Origin of the sequence: Ralstonia sp. A12, assembly GCF_000801955.1 — a bacterium.
GTDB lineage: Bacteria > Pseudomonadota > Gammaproteobacteria > Burkholderiales > Burkholderiaceae > Ralstonia.
On the sequence record NZ_JSZO01000028.1, the window covers coordinates 1 to 11812 of the forward strand.

The window sequence follows — 11812 nt, forward strand, 5'->3', positions numbered from 1 at the left end:
CGGGCCTAGACCGTGGCCTTGTTCGCGGTGGTCTCCGTCACCGTTGCCGATGAAGGCGAAGCAGCCAGGCTTCTCGATCAGCATGAAGGAGAAATCCTCGGCGCCCATCGTCGGGTCGATGTTGGCGTCTACGTTGTCGGCGCCGACCAACTCACGCATGACTTGTGCCGCGAACTGCGTTTCTGATTCGCTGTTGACCGTCGGCGGATAGTTACGATGGAAAGCGAAATCGACGGTGCAGTCGTAAGCCGAGGCGATGCCCCTGGAAACCTCCTCCATGCGGCGCTCGATCAAATCCAGGACTTCCGTTGAGAACGTGCGCACGGTGCCGCCGATCCACGCTTCATTCGGGATGATGTTGGTGGCGTCGCCGGCATGAAACTGGGTGACGGACAGGACCGCCGTGTCGATCGGGCGCTTGTTACGGGTGATGATGCCCTGCAATGCGGAGACGACCTGCGCACCGACAAACACCGGGTCGTTGCCGTTGTGCGGCAGTGCGGCGTGCGCGCCCTTGCCCTTGATCGTGATGCGGAACTCGTTGCTCGACGCCATCAACGCACCGACGCGCGTGCCGAACGCCCCGACCGGCACGCCTGGCCAGTTATGCAAGCCAAACACGGCATCGCAAGGAAAGCGCTCGAACAGGCCATCCTTGATCATCTCGCGTGCGCCACCACCGCCTTCTTCGGCGGGTTGGAAGATCAGATGCACCGTGCCGCTGAAATTGCGGTGCTTGGCCAGATAGTGCGCCGCACCGAGCAGCATTGCCGTATGGCCGTCGTGGCCGCACGCGTGCATCTTGCCTTCGTGCTTGGAGCGATGCTCGAACTGGTTGACCTCGGCTAGCGGCAGGGCGTCCATGTCGGCGCGCAGGCCGATTCGCTTGCCTTCGCCGTTGCGGATGACGCCCACCTGCCCGGTCTTGCCCAGGCCACGATGGACTTCGATGCCCCATTCGGTCAGTTTGGCGGCGACCAGGTCGGAGGTGCGCTGCTCTTCGAAGCAGAGTTCGGGGTGCGCATGGATATCGCGTCGCAGCGCCTGAATTTCGGGCTGCGCGGCTTGGATCTCTGGAATCAGCTTCATGGGATGCTCGTGTTCTGGCTGAAAGTTCGCAATCACGTTCGATGATACGCCGAAGGGCCATCTTCGGCCCGGCGTGACCCCGCGTGAGCCGCATGCTCGCGAGCCTCGTATGCGTTCTTTACATGGAATGCTTCCTGCTTTTCACCCGCACCCGCGCGGTTGCACCCCATTTTCAGCGGTTTCTCGAGGCGCGTCGTACGGGTATGCACCAGTTTGTGGCAGCGCACATTGCCGAGCGCATGTGCGCGTCGCTATAGTCGGCGCGAGCGTTCTTCAGAGGCGCGCCGCGCCGTCAGCGAAATCGATCCATCGATTCCTTCTTGGGGAGAAGAGCCGTGACCATGATTCGGACCTTGCGGCGCGTGGCCGCTGCGTTATATGTGGCTGCATGCGGCGTGGCAGGATGCGTGATGGCGGGCGCCAGCCCGCAGGCGTTGGCCGCTGATCTGAAGATCGGCATGAGCTCGCCGCCGACGTCGATGGACCCGCACTTCTACAACCTGTTCTCGAACATCAACGTGTCGGAGCACATGTTCGAGTGCCTGGTGAAGATGGATGCCGACAGCCACATCATTCCTGGCCTGGCCGCGTCGTGGAAGATGGTCAACAACCTGACCTGGGAATTCAAGTTGCGCCCCGGCGTGAAGTTTCACGATGGTAGCGAGTTGACCGCCGAAGACGTGGCCTGGTCGCTCGATCGCCCGGCGACGATCCTCAACAGCCCAGGCAAGTTCGATACGTACACCAAGGCGATCATCAACAAGAAGATCATCGACAAATACACGATCCAACTGACGACGTCGCAGCCGTATCCGCTGATGCTGTCGGATCTGACCTCGGTGTTCATCGTGCAGAAGAAGGCGACGCAGGGGCTGTCGAGCGATGACTTCGCGCAGGGCAAGGGCATGGTCGGCACGGGGCCGTTCAAGTTCGTGAGCTACGCGCGCGATGACCGGGTCGAGCTGGTACGCAACGATCAGTACTGGGGCCCGAAGCCTGCGTGGGAGCATGTGACGCTGCGCTTCATTCCGAACGGTGCGACGCGCATTGCAGCACTGCTGTCGGGCGATGTGCAGGCCATCGAGAACGTGCCGACACCGGACCTTGCACGCGTGCGTGGTGACGCCTCGCTGAACTTCTTCTCGAAGATCTCGCATCGTGTCATCTATCTGTATACGGACGACAAGCGCGATCAAACGCCGTACGTGACAGGCAAAGACGGCAAGCCGCTCGACAAGAATCCGTTGAAGGACCCGCGTGTACGGCGGGCGATGAGCATGGCGATCAACCGCCAGGGCATCAAGGACCGCATCATGGAAGGGTTGTCCGAGCCGACCAACAACCTCGTGCCCCCGCAGCTCTTCGGCCACAACCCGAACCTGAAGACGCTCAAGTACGACCCGGACGGTGCGAAGAAGCTGCTGGCCGAAGCAGGCTATCCCGACGGCTTCGGTATCACGCTGCAGACGCCCAACAACCGCTACGTGAACGACGAGAAGATCGCGCAGACCATCGCGCAGAACCTCACGCGCATCGGCATCGTGACGCGTGTGGAAGGCATGCCGATGGCGACGTTCGCAGCCAAGAGCATCCGGCATGAGTACTCGTTTGGCCTGGTGGGATGGGGCGCGCAGACGGGCGAAGTCAGCTCGCCGCTGCGCGCGCTGGTGGCGTGCGAGGATGCCAAGACGGGCTTCGGCACGGTCAACTGGGGCCAATACTGCAACCCGAAGATGGATGCCGTACTGACAAAGGCGCTGTACACGATGGACGATACGGAGCGCTCCAAGTTGCTGCAGGAGGCGACGGCGATCGTGGTGGACGACGGCGGGATTATCCCGGTCCATTTCCAGGTGACGACGTGGGCGGCGCGCAAGGGCATCACGTACGTGCCGCGCACGGATGAGCGCACTTACGCGCACGGCTTCAAGCCACAATAAGTCGTAGTAACCCTTCCTCCACAGAAGCGAGCCTCAGATGCTGGTCTTCCTGATCCGACGGTTGCTGGAATCCGTGGCGGTGTTGTTGGTGATGTCGATTCTGGTGTTCCTGGGCGTATATGCCATTGGCAACCCGGTCGACATCCTCATCAACCCGCAGGCCGACCAGCAGGACATTGCGCGCACGATTGCCGCGCTGGGGCTCGACAAGCCACTGTGGGAGCAATACCTGTACTTCCTGAAAGGCGCACTGCAAGGCAACCTGGGTGTGTCGTTCGCGCACGGCACGCCCGCGCTCAAGCTGATCTTCGAGCGCATGCCAGCGACGCTTGAGTTGGCCGTCTTTGCCATCCTGCTGTCGATCGTGCTGGGGATTCCGCTCGGCCTGTGGGCAGGGCTGCGCCCGAACGGCGTGGCCAACCGCACCATCATGACGATCTCGATCCTGGGCTTCTCGCTGCCGACGTTCTGGGTCGGGCTGATGCTCATCATGGTGTTTGCCGTGCAACTGGGCTGGCTGCCTTCCAACGGGCGCGGTGAGACGCGTCTGCTGCTGGGCGTACCACTGAGTTTCCTCACGCTCGACGGCATCCGGCATCTGATCTTGCCGGGCGTGACGCTATCGCTACTGAACATTGCGATGGTGATTCGCCTCACGCGCGCCGGCACGCAGGAGGCTATGCTGCAAGACTACGTGAAGTTCGCGCGTGCGAAGGGCCTGTCGAACACGCGCATCGTTGGCGTGCACGTGCTCAAGAACATCCTGATCCCGATCGTGACGGTGGTGGGGCTGCAGTTCGGCTCGGTCATCGCGTTCTCGATCGTGACGGAGTCGATCTACGCATGGCCGGGCATGGGCAAGCTCATCATCGATTCGATCCAGTTGCTTGACCGGCCCGTGATCGTCGCCTACCTGCTGGTGATCGTGACGCTGTTCATCCTCATCAACCTCGTGGTCGATCTCGTCTATGGTGTGCTCGACCCGCGCGTGCGCTTGTCTGAGAGCCGGGGCTGACATGACGACTTCCGCTACTCCCGCCGCCAAACCGGCCGCTGAAGAAACGCCGCTGCGCCGCTTCGTGCGCCAGTTCTGCGCCAGCCGCATCGCGCTCGTCGGCGTGATCGTGCTGGCCATCATCATCCTGCTGGCGATTTTTGCGCCGTGGATCGCGCCGCAGAACCCGTATGACCTTGCCAAGCTGGACGTGCTCGATTCGCGCCTCGCACCCGGTGAGAAGTCCGGCGATGGCATGACATTCCTGCTCGGCTCGGATGACCAGGGCCGCGACATCCTCTCTGCCATCCTCTATGGTTTGCGCATCAGTGTGGGGGTGGGCGTGGTGAGCACGGTGTTCGCGCTGGTGCTGGGCACGACGCTCGGGCTGATTGCCGGCTTTGCGGGCGGGCGCATCGAGTCGCTCATCATGCGCATTGCTGATCTGCAGCTCTCGTTTCCGCCGATCCTGCTGGCGCTGATCCTGCTCGCACTGCTCAAGCCCGGCATCACCAATATCGTGATCGCACTGGTGGCAGTGCAGTGGGCGTACTACGCGCGCACCACGCGCAGCGCAGCACTGGTTGAACGCAGACGTGAGTACATCGAGGCTGCGCAGGTGCTGGGCCTGCCGGCGTCGCGCATCATGTTCCGCCATCTGCTGCCGAACTGCTTGCCGCCGCTCATCGTGATTGCTGCGCTGCAGGTGGCCTCGGCGATTACGCTGGAGGCGACCCTGTCGTTCCTGGGCTTGGGTGTACCGATTACCGAACCGTCGCTGGGCCTGCTGATCGCCAACGGTTTCCAATACATGCTGTCGGGCAAGTACTGGATCAGTTTCTTCCCGGGGCTGGCGCTGCTCGTGACCATCGTGTCGATGAACCTGGTGTCCGACCAGCTTCGCGACGTGCTCAACCCGCGCCTGCAGACGCTATGACGATCGCCAACAACAAACCGACGCTTGTCGTCGAGGGCCTGCAGACACAGTTCACCACGCGCGGTGGCATTGCGCGGGCGGTAGACGACGTGTCCTTTACCGTCGGCCGCGGCGAGATCATGGGCCTGGTCGGCGAATCCGGCTCGGGCAAGTCGATGACGGGCTACTCCATCATGGGCCTGATCGATCCGCCGGGCAGCGTGGTCGGTGGACGCATCGAGCTGACCGGCCGCGATGGCGTCACGCATGACCTGCGCAAGCTGTCCAACGGGCAGATGCGTGACATGCGCGGCAACCGCATCGCCATGATCTTTCAGGATCCGATGATGACGCTCAACCCGGTCCTGCGGATCGACACGCAGATGATCGAGGCGGTGTTGGCGCATCAGCGCGTGAGCAAAGTCCAGGCACGCGACATGGCGCGCACGGCGCTGGCGAGGGTCGGCATCCCCTCACCGGACGAGCGGCTGACGGCGTACCCGCACCAGTTCTCGGGCGGCATGCGGCAGCGGGTGGCGATTGCCATTGCGCTGCTCAACAAGCCGGATCTCATCATCGCCGATGAACCCACCACGGCGCTGGACGTGACCATCCAGGGCCAGATCCTGGCCGAGGTGCAGGCGTTGTGCCGCGAGAGCGGGACCGCGCTGATCTGGATCACGCACGATCTGTCGGTAGTGGCCGGCTTAGCAGACAGCGTGTGCGTGATGTACGCCGGCCGCATCGTCGAGCAAGGCAGTGTGCAGCAGGTGCTGGAGTCGCCGCGTCATCCGTATACGTTTGGGCTGATCGCCTCGGCGCCATCGCGCAACCCACGTGGTGCGCCGCTGCGGCAGATTCCGGGCATGACGCCATCGCTGCTGGCGTTGCCCAGCGGCTGCGCCTTCCGCGAGCGCTGCGCGTTCGCCAGTGAAATCTGCCGGCAGACGCCGATACTTGAGCGGCTCGACGACGGCCGCGCGCTACGTTGTTTCCATCCTGTCACCGATTTACCCACCCCCGGCCCCGAGGAGACTGCAGCATGAATGCGATGCATCCCGAACGCGATGCCGCTGCAGTCACCGAGGCAACGCCCAGTGCGGTGTCGATCCTGTCGTTGCAGGGCATGTCCAAGCGCTTCGTGAAGGGGCTGGATATTTCCTCGCGCATCGCCAACTGGTTCGGCGCGGGCGTGACGGAAGAGGTCGTGCATGCGGTCGATCGCGTCGATCTGGACATCGCTGCGGGCGAGGTCGTTGGCCTTGTCGGCGAATCGGGCTGCGGCAAATCCACGCTCGGCCGACTGGCGGTGGGTCTGCACAAGCCAACCGCCGGCACGCGCCTATGGAAGGGCGTCGATCTTGATCGCCTGCCGGCCGAGCGCCGCCGCGAGAAGCAACTCGCCATCCAGATGATTTTTCAAGACCCGTACGCATCGCTCAACCCGCGCATGCGCGTGCAGGACATCGTGGGCGAGGCACCGGTCGTGCACGGCATGGTCGATGCGGCAGCGCAGCGCGACTATGTGGCCGAGATGCTCACACGCGTCGGCCTGGACCCGAGCCTGATGCGGCGCTTTCCACACCAGTTCTCGGGAGGGCAGCGGGCGCGCATCGGGATTGCGCGGGCGCTGGCGGTCAAGCCGGAATTCCTCGTCTGCGATGAATCGGTGGCGGCGCTGGATGTGTCGATCCAGGCGCAGGTGCTGAACCTGTTCATCCGCCTGCGCGAGCAACTGAACCTCACGTACCTGTTCATCAGCCATGACCTGGGTGTGGTCAAGCACGTGAGCGACCGTGTGGTCATCATGTACCTGGGGCGGGTGGTGGAGTCTGCGCCCACCGAAGCGATCTTCGCGTCGCCCAACCACCCCTACACGCAAGCGTTGCTGGCCGAAGCGCCTAAACTGGAGGTTCGCAAAAAGACCTACGTAGCGATCTCGGGCGAGATTCCCTCGCCGCTGCATCCGCCTACCGGCTGCCATTTCCACCCGCGCTGCCCGCATGCCATGCCGCGCTGCAAAACCGAACAGCCGGTGCTCAAGGAGATTGCCCCGCTGCGGTTTTCAGCCTGCCACCTGAACGATCAGCCCTAGCACCATGCCTGCCGACGCCACTTCCGCTGCGCTGCAACCCTCCGACGATGTCCTGGAACTGATCCGCACGCTGGTGGCGTTCGACACCGTCAGCCGCAACTCCAACCTCGGCCTGATCGAATGGGTGCGCGACCGCCTGCGCGCCCAGGGTGCCGATTGCCGCCTGACGTACGACGCCACTGGCGGCAAGGCCAACTTGTTCGCGACCCTGTCGCCAGGGCGCAAGCCGGGGCTGGTGCTGTCTGGCCACACCGACGTGGTGCCCGTGGATGGCCAGCCATGGGAGTCCAACCCGTTCGACGCACACCTTCGCGATGGCCGCCTCTATGGGCGTGGTACCGCCGACATGAAGAGCTTCATCGCCGTCGCGCTCGCGCACGTGCCGGACTTCATGGCGGCGGAGGGCGACGCCGGCTTCCATCTCTCCCTCTCGTACGATGAGGAGATCGGCTGCGTGGGCGTGCGCGGTCTGCTGCGCGATCTGGAGGCCAATGGCATCCAACCCGCCGGTTGCATCGTCGGCGAGCCCACGTCGATGCGCGCCATCATTGCGCACAAGGGCAAGCGTGAATACCGCTGCTGCGTGCGCGGCAAGGAGGCGCATTCCGCGCTCACCCCGCAGGGCGTGAATGCCATCGAGTTCGCGGCGCTGTTGATTGCCCACATTCGCACGCTGGCCGCGCGCATGGCGGCGGAAGAAGCGCGCGACCCGGCCTTCGTCGTGCCGCACACCACGCTCAATACCGGCACCATCAAGGGCGGCATTGCCACCAACGTGGTGCCGCGCGATTGCGAATTCACCTTCGACTTCCGCTACCTGCCAGGCACCGATCCGGATTGGCTGTTCGGCGAAGTCGAACGCTACGCGCACGACACGCTGCTGCCGCAGATGCGCAAGATTTCCGGCGACGCTGACATCAGCTTTGCCATCAAGGCCAACACGCCGGGCTTGTCGATCGCCCCGTCGCACGAACTCGTGGCGCTCGCGCAAGCGCTGGCAGACAGCCGCGGCGCCGTGCCCGGCAAGGTCGACTACGGCACCGAAGCGGGCCTGTTCTCGCGCGCAGGCATTCCGACGGTGGTGTGCGGCCCCGGCAATATCGAGCAGGCGCACAAGCCCAACGAGTACATCGAACTCACGCAGATCGCCCAGTGCGAGGCCTTCATGCGGCGGCTTGCGCAGCGGCAGCTGCAGCCGGCCTAAGGGGCGGGCACGGGCAACAAAAAACCGGGCACGTGGCCCGGTTCTTTATTGGCGATGACGATGTCCGCTCAGCGGATCACCTGACCGCTCGAATTGATGATCGTCATCTCGACGAATTTCGAGCCGACATGGCTGGACGGCGAGAAGTTGACGTTGAAGCCGCCCAGGTCGTAGTTGCCCATCGATTCCAGTGCAGTGATCAGCTTCTCGCGCGTGAGGTCGCGACCAGCGCGCTTGAGGCCTTCCACAAACGCGCGGGCGGCCACGTAGCCTTCCATGCTGCCGTAGTCAAAGTCGGAGATGCCATCCGCCTTGAGCAGCTTCTGGTACTCGCGCACCAGCGGCGATGAAGCCGTCTTCGGATACGGCATCACCTGCGAGATGATCACGCCGCCGCCGGCCTTGCCCAGCGTATCGGCCAGCGCCCTGGTGCCGACAAACGACACGTTGTAGAACTGGCCTGCATAGCCTTGTGCCTGCGCGCCCTTCACCAGTGCCGCCACCGTCTGGTACGCGCTGATGACGACGATCGCTTCCGGCTTCTGCGCGAGCACGGTGCTGACGGCGCCTTTCACGTCGGCCGTGTTGCGGGCCACGGTGGCTTGCGACACGAGCGTCACGCCCTGGCCCGCAGAGGTGCCCAGCGCGCGCTGCACGCCGTCCAAGCCGGACTTGCCGTAAGCGTCGTCGTTGTAGACCACGGCGATCCGCTTGAGGCCGGTCGTGCGGATCTGCTGCACGATGGAGGCGGTTTCGTCGTTGTAGCTGGCGCGCACGTGGAAGACGTTGCGCGCGAACGGTTCACGCAGCGCCATCGCACCGGAGTAGGGCGCGAAGAACGGCACACCAGCGGGCGTGGCCAGCTTGAGTGCGGCCAGACTGGTCGGCGTACCGACGTAGCCGAACAGCGCGAAGACCTTGGTGTTGTCGATTAGCGTTTTGGTATTGCGCGCGGCGGCATCGGGCTCGTAGAAATCGTCGAGCACCTTGAGTTCGATCTTGCGGCCGTTGACGCCACCCGCTGCGTTGACCGCGTTGAAGTACAGCTTGGCGCCCAGGTTCATCTGCTGGCCGAGCTGTGCGGCCGGGCCGCTCATCGGTGCGGATTGGCCGACCAGGATGGTGTCGTTGGTCACGCCGACTTCGGCGTGGGCGGCGGTGGCCAGGCTCAGGCCGCTCAGTACGAGCGTGCAAGCGGACAAACGAGCCAGCATGCCCGTCAACGAAATTGCCATGGTTTCTCCCCCCAGAGAAAGACAGGTGATGGCGCGCCCCCGCGCGCCGGAACAGCCCGCGCGGCCTTCTGCAAGGCCGGCGGCGCGCCATCATAATCGAATACAATCGGCACAAAAAGGCTGAAACCGGCTGCACGCGCGTCAGACGCATGCATGCAACAACCAAGCGCGCTGTCCTGCACATGCGCACCCGGCGCGCATCACTCCAGTCCCTCGCGGAGCCCTCCGATGTCCACCCAAGTCATCCGTGCCGCCTGCCCGCACGATTGCCCCGACACCTGCGCTTTGCTCGTCACCGTAGAAGACGGCCGCGCCATTCGCGTGCAGGGCGACCCGGATCACCCGACCACGCAGGGCGTGCTCTGCACCAAGGTCAACCGCTACGCGGAACGCACCTACCACCCGAACCGCCTGCTCACGCCGATGAAGCGCGTGGGCGCCAAGGGCGAGGGCAAGTTCGAACCCATCACCTGGGACGAAGCGATCGACACCATTGCCACACGCCTCGGTGAGATTGCGGTGCGCAATCCGCAGGCGATCCTGCCGTACAGCTACGCCGGCACGATGGGCCTGGTGCAGGGCGAGAGCATGGCGGCGCGCTTCTTCCACAAGCTGGGGGCATCGCTGCTCGATCGCACGATCTGCGCATCGGCCGGTGCGACGGCGCTGCGCTATACGTACGGCGCGAGTCTCGGCATGGACATCGAGCACGTGCAGGACGCCAAGCTGATCCTGATCTGGGGCGCCAATCCCATCGCCTCGAACCTGCACTTCTGGACGCGTGCGCAGGAAGCCAAGCGGCGTGGTGCGACGCTCGTCGCGATTGATCCTTATCGTTCGCTGACGGCGGAGAAGTGCCATCGCCATCTGGCCGTGCGCCCGGGTACGGATGCGGCGCTGGCGCTGGCGATGATCCACGTGCTGATCCGCGATGATTTGCTCGACCACGACTACATCGCCAATCACACGCTGGGCTTTGATGCACTGCGCGAGCGTGCGCAGCAATACACGCCGGAATATGCGGCCACGCTGTGTGGTATCGACGCGGCTGATATCGAGTGGCTCGCCACGCTGTACGGCACGACCGTCGTGCGCGACAAGCAGCCCGCAGCCATCCGCTTGAACTACGGCATGCAGCGCGCCCACGGTGGCGGGCAGGGCGTGCGTGCGGCGGCGTGCCTGCCATCGCTGGTGGGGGCCTGGCGCGATGCGGCGGGCGGGCTGCAACTGTCGACGTCGGGCTTCTTCCCGATCGATAACGCCAAGCTGCAGCGCCCGGACTTGCTGCCCCGTGGACCCAACGGCGGGCCTGCCGTGCCGCGCACCATCAACATGAGCACCATCGGCGATGCGCTGTTGCACACGGGCGATGCTGCATTTGGCCCGAAGGTTGAAGCTGTCGTCGTCTACAACAGCAACCCGGTGGCGGTGGCGCCGGACTCGCGCAAGGTGGCTGCCGGTTTCGCGCGTGAAGACCTCTTCACCGTGGTGCTCGAACACTTCCAGACCGACACCGCGGATTACGCCGACATCCTGCTGCCCGCCACCACCCAGCTCGAACACGTGGATGTGCACAAGGCCTACGGCCACACCTACGTGTTGGCCAACAACGCCGCCATCGCACCGATGGGACAGTCGTTGCCGAACACCGAGATCTTCCGCCGTCTTGCGCAGCGCATGGGCTTTACCGAGGCGTGCTTTGCCGATTCCGATGACGACATCGCCGGCCAGGCCATTCGTCGCGACGACCCCGCTGCCGCGCATATCGACTGGGCCACGCTCAAGCGCGAGGGCTGGCAGAAGCTGGCGCACCCGGCCGCACCGCTTGCCCACGGCGGCTATCGCACGCCGTCGGGCCGCTGCGAGTTCTATTCCGAGCTGATGGCGAAGGATGGCCTGGACCCGCTGCCCGGCTACGTGGCGCCGCACGAGTCGGCCGCGAGCACGCCGGAGCTGGCCAAGCGCTATCCGCTGTCGATGATCTCGCCGCCGGCGCGCAACTTCCTCAACTCGACCTTCGTCAACGTCGACAGCCTGCGCAGCACCGAGGGCGAGCCGCACCTCGACATCCACCCCGACGATGCCCAGGCGCGCGGCGTGGCAGACGGCGAACTGGTCCGCATCTTCAATGACCGCGGCACCATGCAGGCGCGCGCCCGCGTGACCGATCGCGCCCGCCGCGGCGTGGTGGTTGGCCTGTCGATCTGGTGGAAGAAGCTCGCGCCCGACGGCACCAACGCCAATGAGCTGACCAGCCAGCGCCTGACCGACATGGGCCGCGCGCCGACGTTTTACGACTGCCTGGTGGAGGTCGCGCCGGCAGCGAAAGCGGCCTGACG

The 11812-nt window shown here is 64.5% G+C and carries 9 protein-coding genes; 7 read left to right on the forward strand and 2 right to left on the reverse strand.

Annotated features, from left to right (window positions below; genetic code table 11):
* A partial coding sequence (locus PI87_RS22035) for a M20 aminoacylase family protein (RefSeq protein ID WP_039599867.1) occupies positions 1-1089 on the reverse strand: 1089 nt, incomplete at its 3' end.
* A gap of 410 nt (positions 1090-1499) precedes the next feature.
* Here PI87_RS22035 and PI87_RS22040 point away from each other — a divergent pair.
* The 6 genes from PI87_RS22040 to argE are packed head-to-tail and all read left to right on the forward strand — an operon-like array spanning position 1500 to position 8238.
* Entirely contained in the window at positions 1500-3029 is a 1530-nt protein-coding gene (locus PI87_RS22040; protein WP_084210062.1) for an ABC transporter substrate-binding protein, read from the forward strand.
* Between the two features lie 37 nt (positions 3030-3066).
* The gene (locus PI87_RS22045) at positions 3067-4044 is read left to right on the forward strand and encodes an ABC transporter permease (protein WP_039599868.1); all 978 of its coding nucleotides are present in this window, start codon (positions 3067-3069) and stop codon (positions 4042-4044) included.
* Between the two features lies 1 nt (position 4045).
* Positions 4046-4960 carry an ABC transporter permease gene (locus PI87_RS22050; RefSeq protein WP_039599869.1) on the forward strand — a complete coding sequence of 305 codons (915 nt, stop codon included), beginning with the start codon at positions 4046-4048 and terminating at the stop codon, positions 4958-4960.
* The gene (locus PI87_RS22055) at positions 4957-5985 is read left to right on the forward strand and encodes an ABC transporter ATP-binding protein (protein WP_039599870.1); all 1029 of its coding nucleotides are present in this window, start codon (positions 4957-4959) and stop codon (positions 5983-5985) included. Before PI87_RS22050 ends, PI87_RS22055 begins: the two co-directional genes overlap by 4 nt.
* Positions 5982-7034, forward strand: coding sequence for an ABC transporter ATP-binding protein (locus PI87_RS22060; RefSeq protein WP_039599871.1), 1053 nt, complete (start codon positions 5982-5984; stop codon positions 7032-7034). Before PI87_RS22055 ends, PI87_RS22060 begins: the two co-directional genes overlap by 4 nt.
* Positions 7035-7038: 4 nt before the next feature.
* Positions 7039-8238: an acetylornithine deacetylase gene (gene argE, locus PI87_RS22065; RefSeq protein WP_039599872.1), complete on the forward strand. Its 1200-nt coding sequence runs from the start codon at positions 7039-7041 to the stop codon at positions 8236-8238.
* 68 nt (positions 8239-8306) lie between these two features.
* On the opposite strand, the gene PI87_RS22070 is transcribed toward argE, so the two are convergent.
* A complete protein-coding gene (locus tag PI87_RS22070) occupies positions 8307-9452 on the reverse strand; it encodes an ABC transporter substrate-binding protein (protein WP_039600134.1) in 1146 nt (381 codons plus the stop codon).
* A 249-nt stretch (positions 9453-9701) separates the two neighbouring features.
* On the opposite strand from PI87_RS22070, the gene PI87_RS22075 reads away from it, so the two are divergent.
* Positions 9702-11810: a molybdopterin-containing oxidoreductase family protein gene (locus PI87_RS22075; protein WP_039599873.1), complete on the forward strand. Its 2109-nt coding sequence runs from the start codon at positions 9702-9704 to the stop codon at positions 11808-11810.
* Positions 11811-11812 lie beyond the last annotated feature (2 nt).

Bases quoted from the DNA above. Each gene is read 5' to 3' on its own strand.
- PI87_RS22040 (WP_084210062.1), top strand. From the start codon at position 1,500: ATGGCGGGCGCCAGCCCGCAGGCGTTGGCCGCTGATCTGAAGATCGGC.
- PI87_RS22045 (WP_039599868.1), top strand. From the start codon at position 3,067: ATGCTGGTCTTCCTGATCCGACGGTTGCTGGAATCCGTGGCGGTGTTG.
- PI87_RS22050 (WP_039599869.1), top strand. From the start codon at position 4,046: ATGACGACTTCCGCTACTCCCGCCGCCAAACCGGCCGCTGAAGAAACG.
- PI87_RS22055 (WP_039599870.1), top strand. From the start codon at position 4,957: ATGACGATCGCCAACAACAAACCGACGCTTGTCGTCGAGGGCCTGCAG.
- PI87_RS22060 (WP_039599871.1), top strand. From the start codon at position 5,982: ATGAATGCGATGCATCCCGAACGCGATGCCGCTGCAGTCACCGAGGCA.
- argE (WP_039599872.1), top strand. From the start codon at position 7,039: ATGCCTGCCGACGCCACTTCCGCTGCGCTGCAACCCTCCGACGATGTC.
- PI87_RS22070 (WP_039600134.1), bottom strand. From the start codon at position 9,452: ATGCTGGCTCGTTTGTCCGCTTGCACGCTCGTACTGAGCGGCCTGAGC.
- PI87_RS22075 (WP_039599873.1), top strand. From the start codon at position 9,702: ATGTCCACCCAAGTCATCCGTGCCGCCTGCCCGCACGATTGCCCCGAC.